This is a genomic window from Mesorhizobium sp. M1066 (genome assembly GCF_040318635.1).
GTDB lineage: Bacteria > Pseudomonadota > Alphaproteobacteria > Rhizobiales > Rhizobiaceae > Mesorhizobium.
In genome coordinates, this window is the sequence record NZ_JAMYMR010000043.1 from 1 (window position 1) to 18939 (window position 18939).

19 protein-coding genes and 2 tRNA genes are annotated in these 18939 nt (G+C 64.0%); 14 read left to right on the forward strand and 7 right to left on the reverse strand.

All coding sequences use genetic code 11. The features are described from left to right. Positions 1-243 precede the first annotated feature (243 nt). Positions 244-2352, forward strand: a complete 2109-nt coding sequence (locus NKH52_RS30490; RefSeq protein ID WP_352736094.1) for a molybdopterin-containing oxidoreductase family protein — start codon at positions 244-246, stop codon at positions 2350-2352. A 31-nt stretch (positions 2353-2383) separates the two neighbouring features. Here NKH52_RS30490 and NKH52_RS30495 read toward each other — a convergent pair whose 3' ends face one another. Together NKH52_RS30495 and NKH52_RS30500 are read right to left on the reverse strand one after the other, a co-directional pair. Further along, positions 2384-3523, reverse strand: a complete 1140-nt coding sequence (locus NKH52_RS30495) for a flavin-containing monooxygenase (protein ID WP_352736092.1) — start codon at positions 3521-3523, stop codon at positions 2384-2386. A 76-nt stretch (positions 3524-3599) separates the two neighbouring features. Continuing rightward, positions 3600-4079 carry an Lrp/AsnC family transcriptional regulator gene (locus tag NKH52_RS30500; RefSeq protein ID WP_352736091.1) on the reverse strand — a complete coding sequence of 160 codons (480 nt, stop codon included), beginning with the start codon at positions 4077-4079 and terminating at the stop codon, positions 3600-3602. A 103-nt stretch (positions 4080-4182) separates the two neighbouring features. On the opposite strand from NKH52_RS30500, the gene NKH52_RS30505 reads away from it, so the two are divergent. The 8 genes from NKH52_RS30505 to NKH52_RS30540 all read left to right on the forward strand — a co-directional run bounded on the left by NKH52_RS30505 (position 4183) and on the right by NKH52_RS30540 (position 12664). Continuing rightward, positions 4183-5391, forward strand: coding sequence for a diaminopropionate ammonia-lyase (locus tag NKH52_RS30505; protein ID WP_352736089.1), 1209 nt, complete (start codon positions 4183-4185; stop codon positions 5389-5391). Further along, a complete protein-coding gene (locus NKH52_RS30510) occupies positions 5388-6614 on the forward strand; it encodes a Zn-dependent hydrolase (protein WP_352736087.1) in 1227 nt (408 codons plus the stop codon). Before NKH52_RS30505 ends, NKH52_RS30510 begins: the two co-directional genes overlap by 4 nt. A 17-nt stretch (positions 6615-6631) precedes the next feature. Beyond that, complete coding sequence (locus tag NKH52_RS30515) at positions 6632-7804, forward strand: M20 aminoacylase family protein (protein WP_352736086.1); 1173 nt, start codon at positions 6632-6634, stop codon at positions 7802-7804. Between the two features lie 440 nt (positions 7805-8244). After that, complete coding sequence (locus tag NKH52_RS30520) at positions 8245-8418, forward strand: hypothetical protein (RefSeq protein WP_127269821.1); 174 nt, start codon at positions 8245-8247, stop codon at positions 8416-8418. A gap of 89 nt (positions 8419-8507) precedes the next feature. Continuing rightward, positions 8508-10601: an ATP-dependent helicase gene (locus NKH52_RS30525; protein ID WP_352736084.1), complete on the forward strand. Its 2094-nt coding sequence runs from the start codon at positions 8508-8510 to the stop codon at positions 10599-10601. Between the two features lie 19 nt (positions 10602-10620). Further along, positions 10621-11400, forward strand: coding sequence for a 4-hydroxy-tetrahydrodipicolinate reductase (gene dapB, locus NKH52_RS30530; protein ID WP_352736082.1), 780 nt, complete (start codon positions 10621-10623; stop codon positions 11398-11400). A 394-nt stretch (positions 11401-11794) separates the two neighbouring features. Then, positions 11795-12022 (forward strand): DUF680 domain-containing protein, encoded by a 228-nt coding sequence (locus NKH52_RS30535; protein WP_023812599.1) that lies wholly within the window; start codon positions 11795-11797, stop codon positions 12020-12022. 408 nt (positions 12023-12430) lie between these two features. Then, the gene (locus NKH52_RS30540; protein WP_352736081.1) at positions 12431-12664 is read left to right on the forward strand and encodes a DUF680 domain-containing protein; all 234 of its coding nucleotides are present in this window, start codon (positions 12431-12433) and stop codon (positions 12662-12664) included. A gap of 51 nt (positions 12665-12715) precedes the next feature. On the opposite strand, the gene NKH52_RS30545 is transcribed toward NKH52_RS30540, so the two are convergent. The 3 genes from NKH52_RS30545 to purM all read right to left on the reverse strand — a co-directional run bounded on the left by NKH52_RS30545 (position 12716) and on the right by purM (position 15213). After that, positions 12716-13225, reverse strand: coding sequence for a SixA phosphatase family protein (locus tag NKH52_RS30545; protein ID WP_352736079.1), 510 nt, complete (start codon positions 13223-13225; stop codon positions 12716-12718). 198 nt (positions 13226-13423) lie between these two features. Next, complete coding sequence (gene purN / locus NKH52_RS30550) at positions 13424-14137, reverse strand: phosphoribosylglycinamide formyltransferase (RefSeq protein ID WP_352736078.1); 714 nt, start codon at positions 14135-14137, stop codon at positions 13424-13426. Beyond that, positions 14134-15213 (reverse strand): phosphoribosylformylglycinamidine cyclo-ligase, encoded by a 1080-nt coding sequence (gene purM, locus NKH52_RS30555; RefSeq protein WP_352736076.1) that lies wholly within the window; start codon positions 15211-15213, stop codon positions 14134-14136. The genes purN and purM overlap by 4 nt, the downstream gene beginning before the upstream one ends. A gap of 239 nt (positions 15214-15452) precedes the next feature. On the opposite strand from purM, the gene NKH52_RS30560 reads away from it, so the two are divergent. Genes NKH52_RS30560 through hdaA form a run of 3 tightly spaced genes read left to right on the forward strand, consistent with a single transcriptional unit; the run spans position 15453 to position 17890 of the window. Further along, positions 15453-16010 carry a CDP-alcohol phosphatidyltransferase family protein gene (locus NKH52_RS30560; protein WP_127289150.1) on the forward strand — a complete coding sequence of 186 codons (558 nt, stop codon included), beginning with the start codon at positions 15453-15455 and terminating at the stop codon, positions 16008-16010. Further along, entirely contained in the window at positions 15982-17184 is a 1203-nt protein-coding gene (locus NKH52_RS30565; RefSeq protein WP_352736074.1) for an AI-2E family transporter, read from the forward strand. The genes NKH52_RS30560 and NKH52_RS30565 overlap by 29 nt, the downstream gene beginning before the upstream one ends. Before the next feature lies 1 nt (position 17185). Then, positions 17186-17890: a DnaA regulatory inactivator HdaA gene (hdaA, locus tag NKH52_RS30570; RefSeq protein WP_023812592.1), complete on the forward strand. Its 705-nt coding sequence runs from the start codon at positions 17186-17188 to the stop codon at positions 17888-17890. A 15-nt stretch (positions 17891-17905) separates the two neighbouring features. Here hdaA and NKH52_RS30575 read toward each other — a convergent pair whose 3' ends face one another. Further along, complete coding sequence (locus NKH52_RS30575) at positions 17906-18187, reverse strand: hypothetical protein (protein WP_023812591.1); 282 nt, start codon at positions 18185-18187, stop codon at positions 17906-17908. A 101-nt stretch (positions 18188-18288) separates the two neighbouring features. After that, positions 18289-18365: transfer RNA gene (locus NKH52_RS30580), tRNA-Pro, on the reverse strand. 140 nt (positions 18366-18505) lie between these two features. Here NKH52_RS30580 and NKH52_RS30585 point away from each other — a divergent pair. Together NKH52_RS30585 and NKH52_RS30590 are read left to right on the forward strand one after the other, a co-directional pair. Beyond that, on the forward strand, positions 18506-18811 hold the full coding sequence (locus NKH52_RS30585) for an ETC complex I subunit (protein ID WP_023812590.1): 306 nt from the start codon (positions 18506-18508) through the stop codon (positions 18809-18811). 47 nt (positions 18812-18858) lie between these two features. After that, a tRNA-Arg gene (locus NKH52_RS30590) sits at positions 18859-18935 on the forward strand. Positions 18936-18939: the final 4 nt, after the last annotated feature.

Below are 18939 nucleotides of genomic sequence, written 5' to 3' on the forward strand. Positions count from 1 at the left end.
CGCGAGCACAAGAAGCTCGCTCTACGCCAAGCCGCATGACCAGCTTCATGATCGCCCATTTTGCAGAACTTGACGCACACAACCCCTTTTTGCAGCTACCGGCCGCCAACGTCAGTGACGAATGAATGGGTCGCGATCCTTCGCGCCCCCCTCTGTCCTGCCGGACATCTCCCCCACAGGTGGGGAGATTGGCCAATCATCTGGCCCTACACCTCGCACCCAAAAACCGCTAAACACGCCCCCATGAACCAGCACGCGCACCTCCGCATCGGCCATTCGGCCTGTCCGCATGATTGCCCCTCGACCTGCGCGCTCGAGGTCGAGCTGCTCGACGGCAACCGCATCGGCCGCGTCCATGGCGCCAAGTCCAACAGCTACACGGCCGGCGTCGTCTGCGCCAAGGTCGCGCGTTATGCCGACCGCGTCCACCACCCCGACCGTTTGCTGAAGCCGCTGATCCGCGCCGGCGCCAAGGGCGACGGCGCCTGGAAGGAAGCAAGCTGGGAGGCGGCGCTCGACCTCGTCGCCGAAAAATTCATCGCGGCCGAGGAGAAATACGGCTCGGAGACGGTCTGGCCCTATTATTATGCCGGCACGATGGGACTGGTGCAGCGTGACGGCATCGACCGGCTGCGCCACGCCAAGAAATATTCGGGCTTCTTTGGTTCGATCTGCACCAATCTCGCCTGGACCGGCTGGATGATGGGCGCCGGCGCCTTGCGCGGGCCGGACCCGCGCGAGATGGCGAAATCCGACTGCGTGGTGATCTGGGGCACCAATGCGGTGGTGACCCAAGTCAACGTCATGACCCACGCCATCAAGGCGCGCAAGGAGCGCGGCGCCAAGATCGTCGTCATCGACGTCTACGAGAATGCGACGATGAAGCAGGCCGATCTCGGCCTGGTGCTGAAGCCGGGCACCGATGGCGCGCTGGCTTGCGCGATCATGCATGTCCTGTTCAGGGAAGGCATGGCCGACCGCGCCTATCTCGAAAAATATACTGACGACCCGAAAGGGCTTGAAGCCCATCTCGTGACGCGCACGCCGGAGTGGGCTGCAGGGATCACCGGCTTGACGGTCGCCGAGATCGAGGCCTTCGCCCGCCTCGTCGGCACGACGAAAAAGACCTATTTCCGCCTCGGCTATGGTTTTGCGCGCCAGCGCAATGGCGCCGTCAACATGCATGCGGCGTCCTGCATCGCGGCTGTCACCGGCAGCTGGCAATATGAGGGCGGCGGCGCCTTCCATTCCAACTCCGGCATCTTCAAGCTCAACCAGGAAGTGCTCGAAGGCACCAGGATGCGCGATCCCTCGATCCGCTATCTCGACCATTCGCGCATCGGCCCGGTGCTGACCGGAGCCAGCGACGCGCTTTATGGCGGCCCGCCCGTGACGGCGATGCTGATCCAGAACACCAACCCGGTAAATGTCGCGCCGGAGCAGCGACTGGTGAAACAGGGTTTTATGCGCGACGACCTGTTCTCTTGCGTGCACGAGCAGTTCATGACCGACTCGGCCAAGCTTGCCGATGTCGTTCTGCCGGCGACGATGTTCCTCGAGCACGACGATGTCTACAAGGGTGGCGGCAACCAGCACATCACGCTTGGCCCCAAGCTGATCGAGCCGCCGGAAGGGCCGCGCACCAATCATTTCGTCATCGAGCAATTGGCTGATCGCCTCGGCGTCGCCGATCGCCCGGGCTTCGGCCTGACCGAGCAGCAGCATATCGACATCATCCTGGGCAAGCGCGGGCTGGGCAGCTTCGACAGCTTGAAGGAAGAAAAGTGGGTCGACCTGCAGCCGGATTTCGACACCGCGCATTTCATCAGGGGATTTGGCCATGCGGATGGAAAATTCCGCTTCCGTGCCGACTGGACCGGACAGGCCGCGCCCAACCGGCCGCCCAAAAGCATGGGCCTGTTCGGCCCGGTGGCGCGGCTGCCGGAATTCCCCGACCATGTCGACCTGATCGAGGTCGCCGACGAAACCCACCCGTTCCGGCTGACGACATCGCCAGCGCGCAATTTTCTCAACTCGACCTTTTCGGAAACGCCGGTGTCGAAGGCCAGGGAGGGCCGCCCGGAACTGCTTCTGCATCCCGACGATGCCGCAGCCCTTGGGTTGGCCGACGGCGATCGCGTCGAAGTCGGCAACACGCGCGGCGAAGTCGTGCTGCATGCGAAGCTGTTCGACGGCATCAAGCGCGGCGTGGTGATCGCCGAAGGCATCTGGCCAAACAGCGCCCATGAGCGCGGCGAGGGCATCAACGTGCTGACCGGCGCCGACGCGCCTGCACCCTATGGCGGGGCTGCCTTCCACGACAACAAGGTCTGGCTGCGCGCGGCAAGTTGAGGTCGGCGAACTCAGCTCGTCTGGCGCCAAATCATACCGGCAGGATTTCAGCCGCCTTCTTTTGGTCTCGCCGAAGACGGATGTCGTCGGCGATCGCATGAGCCTCGATCGAGATTTCGCGCAGCAATCCGGTGACCGGATTGTGAAACCCAATCAGATAAAGGCCAAGGTCCGAAGCCCTCGCATTGACGCCGCTACCGCCTGGCTGGACGCCGGGCTCCAGCAATCTGGCATAGCCCGGCCGGAAACCAGTGGCGAAGATGATCGCATCGAACTCGCCATGCTTGCCATCTATGAAACGGGCGCCTTGTTCGGTGATCTCGGCAATATCGGGTGCGACCTTGATCGCGCCTTCGCGGATCTTGCCGACCGTGCCGATGTCGATCGTCGGAATGCGCGATGCCAGGGCGATCTGCTGCAGCATTCCTTGCCGCGGCCGCGTGAGCCCATATTTCCCCAGCCTGCCCAGCGCCAGATCGAGAATGATAGGGAACAAGGCATCGTTGATGCGTTGCGGCATCAGGCGAGCCGCCATGCCGATCATCTGGATGGGCACGCCGAGCAGCTCGCGCGGCACGATATGGACGCCGCCGCGCACCGAAATCGTCGGTCGCGCACCGCCTTCCACCAGATCGAGCGCAATCTCGGCGCCGGTGTTGCCCATGCCGACGATCAGAACCGACTGGCCGGCAAAAGGCATGGCGTTGCGATAGTCGGCGCTATGCAGTCTTTTGCCCTTGAAGGCATCGGCGGCAAATCCGGGCATCAGCGGCTCTGCGTTGTTGCCCGACGCGATCACCACGTTTGAAGCGTGCAGGGGGCCGGTTGTCGTGTCCACGAGCCAGCTTCTGCCTTGCCGGCTGATCGCCCGCACCGTTTCTCCAAATCGGGGCCGCAGATCGAAACGTTGCGCATAGGCATCGAGATATGAAGCGAACAGATCGCGCGGCACATAGCGCGGATACTCCCTGGGAAAGGGCACGAGGGGCAGCGACGAATAGCGTTTGGTCGTGTGCAAATGGACACGCTCATAGTGGCGTCGCCACGCGGGTGCGGCCTGCTGCTCTTTTTCGAGCAGGACGAAATCCTGCCCGGCCTGCCGCAGGCACGCGGCAATGGACAGGCCCGCCGGCCCGGCACCGATAATCGCAACTGGTGTAGTGTCGTCCAAGCGCGCCTCCGCCGACAAATTCGCTTCCGGAGAATGGCAAAAGCATGGCAGCCGGAGCCTGCCATGCCTGCAACGCTCAGCCGGTCAAGGGCACCGTCAACCCGACCTTGACCCGGTCCATGGCAACGAACGTTCGGAACTTGCGGACATTGTTGCTGTCGAAGAACAGTTTTCGCGTCAGCGCTTCATAGGCGCCCATGTCGGCCACGGTGATGACCAGGATGAAATCGGCCTCGCCGGTGACATAGTAGCATTGCTGGATTTCAGGGGTCGCCGAGAATTGCCGCTTGGCCGCGTCGATCAGTTCGGCGCGTTCGCTCTCGAGTTCCACCTCGACGAAGATGGTGATCGGCTGGCCGACCGCCGCCGGCTCGATGATCGCGACATTGCCGGCGATGACGCCGGTCTGCTCCATGCGCTTGATGCGGCGCTGCACCGCCGGCGCCGACAGGTTCACAGCTTCGCCGATCAGCCGCTGCGGCGTCGTGTTGTCGCGCTGCAGGATGGCAAGGATGGCGAGATCGAAACTGTCGAGCGAGGGCGGGATTGCAGGCAATGAATATTCCTAGCGAAACAAACTTGCATTTGCGAGGCCATATTACAGCGCTCTTTGCGGTCATCCTGCAATATATTCTCGCCGAACGCCAAGGAGGCCCGCAGTGTTCCTGCTCAACCGCAATGCTTTGCATCGCCTGCCACTCGATACCGCCGATGCCGAAATCCTCGGCGTGGCCGGCGCTGACACGGTCGAGCGTTTTCTTTCCCATCGCGACAATCACCTGAAAACGCCGCTGCATGCGCTTCCGGCGTTTGCCAGCGAACTCGGAATTAGCGCCGTCCACATCAAGGATGAGGGCTTTCGCCTCGGCCTTGGCAGCTTCAAGGCGCTTGGCGGCGCCTATGCCGTCTTCCGGCTGGTGCTGGAGGAGGCAGGCAGCCGGCTTGGCCGGCCCGTCGACGTGGCCGATCTCGATCGCTCTGATGTGCGGGCCGTCGCCGCGGCGATGACATTTGCCTGTGCGACCGACGGCAACCATGGCCGCTCCGTCGCGCAAGGCGCGCAACTCGTCGGTGCGCGGGCGGCGATCTTCGTCCACGCCGGCGTCAGCGAGGAGCGCATCGCCGCGATCGCCCGTTATGGCGCCGAGATGATCCGCGTTGACGGCAACTATGACGATTCGGTCAGGCAAGCCGCTCAGGTTTCGGCCGACAAGGGCTGGACCGTCGTGTCCGACACCTCGTGGCCCGGTTATGAACGGATTCCTGGCCTGGTCATGCAGGGCTATACGGCGATCGTGCGCGAAGCCTTGCGCCAGCTCTCTCGGACGCCAACCCACGTCTTCGTGCAGGCTGGTGTCGGTGGCATTGCCGCCGCGCTGGCCGGACATCTTGCCATCGTGCTCGGTGATGCTAGGCCGACCTTCATCGTGGTCGAGCCGGCGCGTGCCGCCTGTGTCTTTGCAGCCGCCCAGGCCGGGCACCCGGTCAAGGTCGCGCATGGCCAGCCGACGGTGATGGCCATGCTTGAATGCTACGAGACCTCCCCGGTAGCCTGGCGGGTGCTGGCGCGCGCCGCCGATGCCTTCATAACGGTGGATGAGGCCGACGCCGTCGCGGTGATGCGGCGGCTGGCCCGGCCGGCCGCCGGGGATCCGGTGATCGTCGCCGGCGAAAGCGGCGGTGTTGGTCTTGCCGGGCTGATCCGGGCGATGGCGGACAAACCGACCGAGCTTGGACTGGACGGCAAATCGCGGGTGCTGGTGATCAACACCGAAGGTGCCACCGACCCGCATCGCTATGCCGAGCTGGTTGGCATGAGCCCGGCCGATGTGCTGGAAGGCAAGATGAAAGCCGAGGCAACGGCATGATCGCGATCGATGCACAGCGCCTGCTTGGGCGTATCGGCGAACTCGGTGCCGTCGGTCGCGACGGCGAGGGCAGGCTGATCCGGCTGGCCGCCTCCGACACCGACAAGCAGGGCCGCGATCTCTTCGTCGGCTGGCTGCGGCAGGCCGGGCTCGATGTCGCCATCGACCGGGTCGGCAATATTTTCGGCATCTGGCAAAGCCCGGACAACAGGGAGCAGGCACCGCTGCTCATCGGCTCGCACATAGACACTGTCATCGATGCGGGCATCTATGACGGCTGTTATGGCGTGCTTGCCGGGCTGGAGGTGATCGAGACGCTCAAGGCATCAGGCTTTTCGCCGTCGCGTCCGGTCGCGGTCGCCGCTTTCACCAATGAAGAGGGCGTGCGCTACACCCCCGACATGATGGGCTCGCTGGTCCATGCCGGCGGCATCGATGCCGAAACGGTGCTGGCCGCTGTCGGCACCGACGGCAGCGTGCTGGGCCAGGAGCTCGCCCGCATCGGCTATGCCGGCGACCGGGAACCCGGGTTCCTCAAACCGCATGCTTATCTCGAACTGCATATCGAACAGGGGCCGGTGCTGGAGCGTGAAAGCGTGCCGATCGGCGCGGTGGAGAATCTGCAAGGCATCTCCTGGCAGCGTATCACCATCGACGGCGTCGCCAATCATGCCGGCACCACGCCGATGTCGATGCGCAACGATGCCGGCCATGCCGCCGCCCGGACCATCACCTTCCTGCTCGACCGGATCAAAGCCTCGAACGCGCCGACGGTGGCGACCGTGGGTACGATCCGCTTCGAGCCGAATGCCATCAACGTCATTCCCTCACGCGCCGTCTTCACCATCGATCTGCGCGATCCCGACGAACAACGCCTGCAGGCGGAGGAGGGGGCGCTTGCCGCCTATCTCGAGCAACTTGCCACCGATGAGGACGTGACGATCTCGGTCGAGCAACTGGCGCGCTTCGAACCGGTGATCTTCGACCTTCGCATCGTCGAACTAATCGAGGCCGCCGCGAAAAACCGTGGTCTCGGCGTCCGGCGCATGACATCCGGTGCCGGCCACGATGCACAGATGCTGGCGCGTATTGCCCCGGCAGCGATGATCTTCGTGCCGAGCGCCGGCGGCATCAGCCACAATCCGCGCGAGCACACCGAAGATGCCGAGCTTGTTGCCGGCGCCAACATCCTGCTTGATGTGGCCGCGCGACTGGCAAAGTAGGTCAGGAGGGGCGGAAAATGTCTGAACTCGATCGTGACGCGCTGAGGCGCGAGATGATTTTTTGGCGGCGCGATTTGCACGCGCACCCCGAATTCGGCTTCGAGGAGAAGCGCACCGCCGCCTTCGTCGCCGCCAAACTGCGTGAGTTCGGCCTCGACGATGTCACCGAAGGTGTCGGCGGCACCGGCGTCGTCGGCACGCTGAAGCGCGGCAGCGGCAACCGGGCGATTGCGCTCAGGGCCGACATGGATGCACTGCGCATATCAGAGCAGTCGGACGCACCCTACCGTTCCGGCAATCCCGGCATCATGCATGCATGCGGCCATGATGGCCACACCACCATGCTGCTCGGCGCGGCAAAGCTGCTGGCGGAGCAAGGCGGTTTCGATGGTATCGTGCGCTTCGTGTTCCAGCCGGCCGAGGAATGGGGCAGGGGCGCGCTCGCCATGCTCGATGATGGGCTGATGCAACGCTTTCCCTTCGACGAGATTTTTGGCCTGCACAATATGCCCGGTCTGCCGATCGGGCATTTCGAGACCCGTGCCGGCCCTATCATGTCGGCCGAGGATATCTTCGAGATCGTGCTCACAGGGCTCGGCGGTCATGCCGCGCGGCCGCATGCGGGCAACGAGACGCTGGTCGCCGCCTGCGCGCTGGTCACCAATCTGCAGACCATCGTCTCGCGCCGGCTGAGCCCGGCCGACATATCGGTGGTTTCGGTGACCGAGCTGATCACCGACGGCACCCGCAACGCTCTGCCCGGCCTTGCCCGCATCCTCGGCGATGCGCGCAGCTTCCGGCCCGAGGTCAGCGCCGAGATCGAGCGGCAAATGCGCATCATTACGCAGGGCACTGCCGCCGCCTACAATGTCGCGGCCGAGGTCAATTACAGCAGGGAGTTCGTGCCGCTGCGCAACGATTCCGAACTGGTCGATGCGGCATTTGCCGCCGCAAGGCACGTCTTCGAACCCGGCAAGATCGCCGTCGCCCGCGAGCCGATGACCGCTTCGGAGGATTTCGCCCGCTTCCTCGACCACGTGCCGGGCTGCTTCGTCTTCCTCGGCAATGGCGAGGCTTCGGCGCCGCTGCACAATTCCAGCTACGACTTCAACGATGACGGGCTGTTGTTCGGCACGAATTTCCATGTAGCCGTGGTCAGGCAAAGGCTGGGTGGCGAGGCGGGAAGATGATCGCGTTTTGATCGCCAACTCCCGGGTTTATTGAGATTGCCGGGATGATGGTCAAGACAAGCTTGTGACGGCTGGCGACCGATAGGGCCGTGCGCGTCGGTACGTTTTTAACAAAGACAATCCCCCGATGACGCAGGGGCAAGACTCAGCTAGCCTTACCTGTGCGGCGGACCTCATTATCCGCTTGGCCGGCGCTTCGTTCCTCCTCCCAAGCGGCGCCGGCCTTCTTCCCCCAAAGCCTGTCCGGAACGCCACGGCGGCATGCGGCAGGACACGAACCCCGCAAACGCCAAGTTCCGCCTCCGGTGCCCCGAGAATGCATCGGGAAAGCGCTGGCGAAACCCGTAGCCCACCCTCATCTCCGACTGCGCGCGTGGACGATTGGCAAGGGAACCAAATGCGGTTTACCCGGTTGGTTCTGCTCCAAGGAGTGTTGCACCATGTTCCGTCTGCTCGTCGCCGGCGCCTTCGCCTATGTCACTTATCGTATCGCCAGGAAGATGGTCGAAAACGTGCCCGATACGGTCGACCCGCTGCTGTTGCCGCCGTCGCAATATGATCGCGAGACCTTGCGGCGGCAGTCGGCCGACATGGGTGTCGATCCGCAACGCTAAGACACCGGACGTCACGCTTCGGCCTGTCGAGCACGAGGCCAGCCTCGCATCGACGTTGCGAACAAAGCAGAAACGATGCTTGATGGGCGATGAACCTCGCCACTGCTGATTCGACCTTTCGGGAACCGACCATCCAGCCTGCCTATCTCGCGCGGCTGAACGACGCCCAACGCCAGGCCGTCGAGCATGGCGACGGCAAGATCGCCGGTCCGCTGCTGGTCATTGCCGGCGCGGGTTCGGGCAAGACCAACACGCTGGCGCATCGCGTCGCCCATTTGGTCGTCAAGGGGGCCGATCCGCGCCGCATCCTGCTGATGACGTTTTCGCGCCGCGCCGCGTCCGAAATGGCCAGGCGCGTCGAGCGTATCGCCGGCGAGGTGCTCGGCCGCGATGCAGCTGTCATCACCGATGCGCTGACCTGGGCCGGCACCTTTCACGGCATCGGCGCGCGGCTGCTGCGCGACTATGCGCTGGAGATCGGTCTCGACCCTGCCTTCACCATCCATGATCGCGAGGATTCCGCCGACCTGATGAATCTGGTTCGCCACGAGCTCGGCTTCTCGAAGACGGAAGCGCGTTTCCCCACCAAGGGGACCTGCCTTGCCATCTATTCGCGCGCCGTCAACGCGCAGGCACCGCTCAACGAGGTGTTGGGTTCCGCCTTTCCCTGGTGCGCCGGTTGGGCGGAGCAGCTGAAGCAATTGTTCGCTGGTTATGTCGAGGCCAAGCAGGCGCAAAATGTGCTCGATTACGACGATTTGCTGCTCTACTGGGCGCAGATGGCGGCGGAGCCCGAGATAGCGGCGCATCTGGGCGGGCGTTTCGACCATGTGCTGGTCGATGAATACCAGGACACCAACCGCTTGCAGGCTTCGATCCTGATGGCGCTGAAACCCGACGGCGCCGGGCTGACGGTGGTCGGCGACGATGCACAGTCGATCTATTCGTTCCGGGCCGCCGAGGTTCGCAACATCCTCGACTTCCCCAACCAGTTCGCGCAAGCCGCCGACGTCGTGATGCTGGAGCGCAATTACCGCTCCACCGAAACCATCCTGGCGGCCGCCAATGCGGTGATCGGCGAAGCCTCGGAGCGCTTCACCAAAAACCTGTGGTCGGAGCGCAAGTCGACCGACAGGCCAAAACTGGTGAGCGTGCGCGACGAGGTCGAGCAGGCCAATTTCGTCTGCGATACCATCCTGGCCGAGCGCGAGGCCGGCACGGCACTGAAATCGCAGGCGGTGCTGTTTCGCGCCTCGCACCACAGCGGCCCGCTGGAGATCGAGCTGACGCGGCGCAACATTCCCTTCGTCAAGTTCGGCGGGCTGAAATTCCTCGATGCAGCCCATGTCAAGGACGTGCTGGCGGTGCTGCGCTTCGCCGAGAACCCGCGCGACCGCGTCGCCGGCTTCCGCGTGCTGCAGCTGATGCCGGGCATCGGCCCTTCGGCTGCCGCGCAGATCGTCGAGACCATGACGACGGCGCTGGACGAGGCCATGGGGCTGGCCGGCTGGCGTCCGCCGCAACGCGCGGCGGATGACTGGCCGGGCTTCGTCTCGCTCTATTCCGGCCTGCGCGCCGGCGCCAAATGGCCTGCCGACCTCGAACAGGTCAGGCTGTGGTATGAGCCGCATCTGGAGCGCATCCACGAAGATGCGACGACACGGCGCGCCGATCTCTTGCAACTTGAGCAGATCGGTTCGGGCTATGCTTCGCGCGAACGCTTCCTGACAGAATTGACGCTCGATCCGCCCGACGCCACCAGTGACCAGGCCGGGCCGCCGCATCGCGACGAGGACTATCTGATCCTGTCGACCATCCATTCGGCCAAGGGCCAGGAATGGAAGAACGTCTTCGTGCTCAACACGGTCGACGGCTGTATCCCGGCCGATCTCGGCGTCGGCACCAAGGAGGACATCGAGGAGGAGCGCCGGCTGCTCTACGTGGCGATGACGCGGGCCAAGGACAATCTCAACCTGGTCATGCCGCAACGCTTCTTTCCGCACGGCCAGGCGGCGCGCGGCGACCGCCATCTCTATGCCTCGCGCACCCGCTTCATCCCGGCCTCGATCCTGGCGGCGTTCCAGCAGGTGTCATGGCCGAGCGCACAGGTGGCACAGGGCAGGGCGGCCCGGCCGGAGGTGCGCGTCGACATCGGCGCGCGCATGCGCGGCATGTGGAAATAAATAGCCGCGGGATAGCGCCATGTCGAAACCACCGGTCAGGGTCGCCATCGCGGGTGCGCTGGGCCGCATGGGCCGCGAGATGGCGGCCGCCGTGCAGGGCGATGCGCGGCTGGCGCTCGCCGCCCGCTTCCACCGGCCGGGCAGTATCGGCGAAGGGCTGGTGAGCCGCGACGAGGCGCTTGCCGTGGCCGACGTGGTCATCGACTTCACCACGCCGGCTGCCTCGGCTCATCTGGCCAGCATTTGCGCCGAGCGCGGCGGCCCGGCCCTGGTCATCGGCTCAACGGGCTTCGATGCTGATGAATCGGCTGCTATCGCCGACGCCGCGAAAACAATTGCCATCGTGCGCTCCGGCAGCTTTTCGCTCGGGCTCAACATGTTGATCGGGCTGGTCGAGCAGGCGGCGCGGGCACTCGATCCCGATGACTGGGACGTGGAAATTGTCGAGGCGCATCATCGCCACAAGGTCGATGCGCCATCGGGGACGGCGTTGATGCTGGGGTCTGCCGCAGCCGGCGGACGCGGCATCGACCTGGACACGGTCGCCAGGCGTGCACGCGACGGCGTCATGGGCTCGCGGCCGACCGGCGAGATCGGCTTTGCGGTACTGCGTGGCGGCAGCATCGTCGGCGAACACAGCGTCAGCTTCTGCGCCGAGGGCGAGACCTTGACCTTGTCGCATGCAGCCGGCGACCGCATCATGTTCGCCCGCGGCGCCATCGCCGCCGCACTCTGGGTGGCTGGACGTCCGCCCGGCGAATATGACATGCGCGACGTGCTGGGTATGACCGGCCTATAGCGGCCGGTTTGTCCTCCTGGTTGGACGTACGCACCCATATCTCGTCCACCTCCGCACCGTAAAGAATGCTGGAGGGGTCAGGTCTCTCCAAACCGAACCGTTCGGTTCGATTTCTGTTGACGGACTGTATAGCAGATGGTGAACGCTGGCTTGGTTGTCGGCCTCGCATGGTGGGAGAGGAATCTCACTAACAATTTGATTTCGAACAATAAAATTATGACCGCTGAGGCCCTGTGCCAAATTTCAAGGTCCGAATTCGAGCCGCGAAGGAACATCTTCGTGATTGGAATCCGTGGCAGGGCAAGCCCATCTCGGGGTGGTCCGAGCGACGCGAAACTCCTCCCAAGGGCACGCCACTAGACGGACAGAACAAAGAAATACTGGAGTAAATAAAATGACCAAGATCGCTCTTACCGCCGCCGCCATCCTCGTTGCCACGGGCACTGCTTTTGCCGGCAGCGACAATTATGGCTCTTACAATGCCAACCAGCCGGTTGCGAACCAGTCCGTGTCCAACATCGACACCACGCACACCGGCTCGATCCCGAAGTCCGTGAAGACGCAGGGTGATGCCAATGCCAACGTGCCGGCTCAGTCGGGCCAGGGCATCTGGGGTCGTTGATTTTCTGAAGTCTGCGACCACAAAGAGCGGTGGGCTTTGCCCGCCGCTCTTGTTTTTTGCATGAGCAGGATTTCGGCCGACGGCGTCAATGTCGCAGCGCCGATCGTAAATCGAACCAGACGGTTCAATTTATGTTGACGAATCGTGAACGATGGCGAGCGCTGGCTCGACGAACCGCCGCACCATGCGTCAGGGATCCCCTTATAAGCGTTTGAGATAAATTGATAAAACAGAGTGGCTCAACACCTTGGCCTACGTTCGAGGTCCAGATTCCGCACGTGAGGGAACGTCTTCGTGATTGGAAGTCGGCGCACGAAAAACCCAGATCGAGGCTGTCCGAGCGACGCGAAATTCCTCCCAAGGGCACGCCACTAGACGGACAGGAACAGGAATACCGGAGTAAATAAAATGACCAGGATCGCTCTTACCGCCGCCGCCATCCTCGTTGCCACGGGCACCGCTTTTGCCGGCAGCGACAACTATGGTTCGGACAATGTCAATCAGCCGGCCGTCACCTCGCACGCGGTCAATGTCGACCACAGTTACACGGCTTCGACCCACAGGCTGGTCAAGCATCGCGACCTCACGCTGAGGCCCGATTCGGCCCAGCCGGAATCCGGCCAGGGCAACTGGGGAAACTGACGGCTCAAGCGGGCGTGCGGTGGGCTTTGCCTGCCGCACCTGCCATGGACGCTAGCCCAGGTCCTTCGGCCGCAGGCAATGTGTCAACCGGGCGGGGGACACGACGGACCAATCGCCTTCGAAGACCACCCGGGCCAGGGCTGCCGTCGGGAATTTCTCCTCAAGTCTCTTGAGCGCCTTGGCGTCTGACCCCGGCCCGGCGAGCTGTCTGGCCAAATGTTCCAGGCCCGGATTGTGGCCAATTACCAGCAAGCTGCCGCTTGAAGCGTCGGTTTGACCAATCTGGCTCAGAATGTCCGCCGCTGAAGCATCGTACAGCGCCTTGACGAATGCGATCCGGGGCTGGACGGGCAGCTCCGCCGCCACAAGCCGCCAGGTGTCGCGGGTGCGCAGCGCCGGCGACACCAGCGCCAGGTCCGGCAGCCAGCCGCGCGCCGCAAGCTCGCGTCCCATCAAGCACGCCGCCTTAACCCCGCGTTCGGCCAAAGGCCGGTCGAAATCATCGAGATCAGGGTCGTCCCAGCTCGATTTGGCGTGACGGAGGAGGAGTAGTTGTCTCATCGATGTTGGTCAGGACCAGCGAGACTGGTCAGACGAGTGCGGGCCTTTTGTTTGATCGCCTCAATGTCGAAGGGATCGAACGGGCCGCTTTCCAGTCCTTCCAGCCAAGCTCTGCGCAGTCGGTCCGTTTCGGTCTGGCACCGAGTCTGATTTGGCGGTTCCAGGCTAAGTGCCGTTGTCATTCCCGATCTAGGCCTCTCACGGCGTGATGCGCGCCAGATGCTCGAGGTCGGCTTCCTCGCGCAGCGGATCCGGGGCCATCACCACCGAAGTGCCGTTGTCGGCATCGTCGGCAAAGTGGGCAAGTACGGTGCGGCCGGCCTCCATGCGCGCCTTGCCTTCGGCGACCAGTCCCAATGCCAGCGGATAGAGCCGGTGCTCGGCCTTCAGCACGCGGGCTGCCAAAGTATCGGCGTTGTCGCCGACCATCACCGGTACGGCCGCCTGCGCGATGATCGGACCGTCGTCCATCTCGGAGGTGACGAAGTGCACGGTGCAGCCATGGATGCGGATGCCGGCGGCCAGTGCGCGCACATGGGTGTCGAGCCCCTTGAACGCCGGCAGCAGGGCAGGGTGGATGTTGATCATGCGGCCCTGCCATCTCTGGACGAAGCCGGGGGTGAGGATGCGCATATAGCCGGCCAGCGCCACGATCTCGGCGTTGAAGGCTGCGAGCGCGGCGTCGATGGCGGCGTCATGCGCCTGCTTGCTGCCATGGTCGGCACGCGAGACGACCTGCGTGGCGATGCCGCGCGCCCTGGCGATGCCGAGCCCGGCGGCATCCGGCTTGTCGGAAATGACACCGACGATCTCGGCCGGGAACGCCGGGTCGCTGGCCGCGGCAATCAGCGCGGTCATGTTGGAGCCGCGTCCCGAGATCAGGACGACGGTGCGTTTCTTCTGCGCGCTCATAGGCCGATCGAGCCCCGATAGATGACCCCGGCGTCGCGGCGCGGCACGATGCGGCCGATCGGCGTCACCGTCTCGCCGGCCTCCTGCAGCACGGCGGCGACCTGTGCCGCCTGGCCGGATGCGACCGCCAGAATCATGCCGATGCCGCAATTGAAGGTGCGCATCATCTCTTCCGGCGCCACGCCGCCGGTCTTGGCGAGCCACGAAAACACGGCAGGAACGTCGATCGCTTCGAGATCGAGTTCGGCCGAAAAATCCTTGGGCAGCACGCGCGGGATGTTTTCCGGGAAGCCGCCGCCGGTGATGTGGGCGAGCGCCTTGATACCATGCGTGTTGCGGATCGCCTTGAGAATCGACTTGACGTAGATGCGGGTCGGCTCGAGCAGCGCCTCGGCCAGCGTGGCCTCGTCGTTGAACGGCGCCGGATCGCTCCACGACAGACCGCTGACGGCGACGATGCGGCGCACCAGCGAATATCCGTTCGAGTGCAAGCCAGAGGAAGCCAGGCCCAGCAGCACGTCGCCTTCGACAATATCGTCGGTGGGCAGCAATTGGCCGCGTTCGGCGGCGCCCACCGCAAAGCCGGCCAGATCGTAATCATTGCCGTGATACATGCCGGGCATCTCGGCCGTCTCGCCGCCGATCAGCGCGCAGCCGGCCTGGCGGCAGCCCTCGGCAATGCCGCCGACGATCGCGGCACCCTGGTCGGGATCGAGCTTGCCGGTGGCGAAATAGTCGAGGAAGAACAGCGGTTCGGCACCTTGCACGACGATGTCGTTGACGCACATGGCGACGAGGTCGATGCCAATCGTGTCGTGCTTGCCGGCATCGATGGCGATCTTGAGCTTGGTGCCGACGCCGTCATTGGCCGCCACCAGCACCGGATCGATAAACCCGGCCGCCTTGAGGTCGAACAAGCCGCCAAACCCACCGATCTCGCCGTCGGCGCCCGGCCGGCGCGTCGCGCGCACCAGCGGCTTGATCTTCTCGACCATGAGATTGCCCGCGTCGATATCGACACCGGCCTCGGCATAGGTGAGCCCGTTCTTGCGCTTGTTCACGTCGCGCTTGCTCATTTCTGGTGCCCGTTCAACAATTTTCCTTGTCGCGGGCTCTTCGCATGAACGGTTTCTGTCCGCAAGGATAACGGCCATCTCGGCCCATAAAACCGTGGACGGCGCGCGCGTACAGGCGCTCGTGATTGGCGAAAGCCGGGCTGAAAGCCGCTCTCCCGTGCGGGAGATCGGCAGCTTCTCCCTTGTTGCCACCCGCCATCTTCATCATCTATCTCCGACCAAGAGGAGGTGCCAAGCATTTGACCATCCCCAACCTGATCACCATCCTGCGCCTTGTCCTGGTGCCGGCGGTGGTGCTGGCGATGCTGCAGGCGCGCTGGGACTGGGCTTTTGCCGGGTTCCTCGTCGCCGGTATTTCCGACGGCGTCGACGGGTTCATCGCCCGCCGTTTCAACCAGCAATCCACCCTCGGCGCCTATCTCGACCCGGTGGCCGACAAGCTGCTGCTGGTTTCGGTGTTCGTTGTCATGAGCTTCATCGGGCAATTGCCGCTGTGGCTTGTCGTCATCATGGTGTCGCGCGACGCGTTGATCGTCTGCGCGGTGGTGTTGTCCGCCGTCATGACCCATCCGGTCGAGATGAAACCGTTGTTCGTGTCGAAGGCCAACACCGCGATCCAGATCGTGCTGGCCGCGCTTGTGCTGGGAGAACTTGCCCTTGCCGTTCACCTCGACCCGCTGAGGTCAGTTCTCATATTGCTGTCCGGGGTCTTGACCGTGGCTTCGGCCGCAGCCTATCTCGTGACTTGGCTGAGGCACATGAGCGGCTATGGCGAAGGCTCCACTCCGGACATCTGAGACAGAAGCGGCAGCAATCGAGGCCGCGGCCGCCGACACCGCCGCGTCCGCGACCTTTCGCCGCCAGATCTTCTTCTGGCTGGCCGGCGCCGCGCTGCTGGCGCTTTTCCTCTATGTTTTCAGCGCGATCCTGCTGCCCTTCGTCGCCGGCATGGTGCTTGCCTATTTCCTCGATCCCGTTGCCGACCGGCTGCAGCGGCTCGGCCTGTCCCGTTTCATGGCGACGGTGGTCATCCTCATCTCCTTCCTCATCGTGCTGGTCCTGGCCTTCGTCATCCTCATTCCGGTTTTGGCCACGCAGATGGCCGATTTCGCCGGCAAATTGCCGGAATATCTGACCCGCCTGCAAAGCCTGATCACCTCGTTCGATCCGAAATGGCTGGAACAGAAGTTCGGCGTCAACGCCAATAGCTTGCGCGACGGGCTGAATTCGCTGCTGACCTCGGGCTTCGGCCTGATCACCACCGTCTTCACCTCGCTGTGGAGTTCCGGCATGGCGCTGGTCTCGGTGGTAAGCCTGTTCGTGGTGACGCCGGTGGTCGCCTTCTACATGCTGCTCGACTGGGACCGCATGGTGGCGGTCATCGACGGTTGGGTGCCGCGCGACAACGTCGCGACCGTGCGCGCCATCGCGCGTGACATCAACACCGCAACAGCCGGCTTCGTGCGCGGCCAGGGCACGCTGTGCCTGGTGCTGGGCGCCATTTATGCCACCGGGCTGACGCTGACCGGACTGAATTTCGGCATCCTCATCGGCCTGTTCGCCGGGCTGATTTCCTTCATCCCTTATGTCGGCTCGCTGACCGGGCTGGTGCTGGCCGTCGGCGTCGCCTTCGTCCAGTTCTGGCCGGACTGGACGATGATCGTCGCCGTCGCGGTCGTGTTCTTCATCGGTCAGTTCATCGAGGGCAACATCCTGCAGCCGCGGCTGGTCGGCAAAAGCGTCGGCCTGCACCCGGTATGGCTGATGTTTTCGCTTTTTGCCTTCGGTGCGCTGTTCGGCTTCGTCGGCTTGTTGATAGCGGTGCCGGCTTCTGCGGCCGTCGCCGTGCTGGTGCGGTTCGCCATTGCCCGCTATCTCGAATCGCCGCTCTACAAGGGCCGCGGCGCGGCACCTGTGCCGCAGCTTCCGGCCGATCGCGGCGGCGGCCACCGCACGCAACCGCGTCGCTGAAGTGACTGCCCAGCCAACCGACCCGCCACGCCAGTTGCCGCTCGATCTCGGCCATGGCACCGGCTATTCGCGCGACGAACTCGTGGTCTCCGGCACCAACAACCAGGCGGTGGCGCTGGTCGACCGCTGGCCGGACTGGCCATCGCCGGTGGTGGTGCTGGCCGGTCCCGCGGGTTCGGGCAAGACGCATCTGGCCTCGATCTGGCGCGCGCGTGCCGATGCGGTGGCGGTCGACGCCAGGCGCATCGGCGACAGCATTGCCAATCTCGGCGCGCGGCCGGCACTGATCGACGATGTCGATACCGGCGCGGTCGATGAACAGGGCCTGTTCCATCTGATCAATGCGGTGCGTGGTGCCGGGTCGACGCTGCTCCTGACGGCGCGCCGCTTCCCGTCCGCCTGGGGCGTCACGCTGCCTGATCTCGCCTCACGGCTGAAAGCGGCGGCGACAGTGGAAATTCATGAGCCCGACGATCTCCTGCTCGCCGGCGTCATCACAAAACTCTTCGCCGACCGTCAGATCGAGGTCGAACCGCATGTCGTGCAGTATCTGGTCCGCCGTATCGAGCGCTCGCTGGCGACAGCGATGCGCGTGGTTGAGCGGCTCGACCGGACCGCGCTCGAACGCAAGACCCCGATCACCAGGGCGCTGGCAGCCGAAACCGTCAACGCCATGGACGAAGGGCAGGGCGAATTCGAGATTTAGCCTGAGAGGCCAGTCTCAGAGCCACATTCTGGCGAAATGACGCACCGCGAGGTAGACGGCAGAGTGAGCGGCGATATAGCCGGCGGCGACCAGCACAAACATTCCGATACTGATACGCCAGGAGCGGGAGACGACAGCGCCTGGGGCCTGCCTCGCCTGTCTGCGGCTTTCACGGTTGTTCCACATCGCCAGTGCGGCGCAGGCAATTGCCCACGTCACCATGAACGGAACGGTGATGCCGGCATAGGCAAAGTAGGCCGGTCCGAAAAGCGACACCCAGGCATCGATTCCAAGCATCTGAACCCCTGTTTGCCGAACCGGCCCGCGGCTGCCGGATGCACGACCGGAGCCGGAGCAAGTGAGCATATGGCTGCGCCGGGCATTGGGCTGTGAGGGGATGGTCGGAGTGGAGAGATTCGAACTCCCGACCCTCTGGTCCCAAACCAGATGCGCTACCAGGCTGCGCTACACTCCGAACGGTCTGTTGCCTATTCATTTCGATGGTGCATGGCAAGTGCAAAAACCCGCGAGAGCAAAAACCTTGCCGCCGTGCGCATTGCGCAGTAATGACGGGCGAAGGGTGGCGATGCCGCCTTGCACAAGAACGAGGTGGCCATGTCCGCGCGCATTTTCAGCCCAGCCAAAACCGCGATGCAGTCCGGCAAGGCCAAGACCGGCCACTGGGTGCTGGAATTCGATCCCGAGACGCGCAAGAAGATCGACCCGCTGATGGGCTATACGACGTCGGCAGACATGAGAAGCCAGATCAGGCTTAGCTTCGACACGCGGGAAGAGGCGGTGGCCTACGCCGAAAAGCAAGGGCTCGCTTTCCGCGTCGAAGAGCCGAAAGAGACCAAGCGCCGCCAGATTTCCTATGCGGAGAATTTCCGCTATGACCGCAGGACGCCCTGGACGCATTGAACGGCGCCCAGCGCCAGAATATCCAGCCGGTCCAAAGGCCGGCCAGCGGTCCCGTAGCTCAGCTGGATAGAGCACCGGCCTTCTAAGCCGATGGTCACAGGTTCGAATCCTGTCGGGATCGCCAAAGC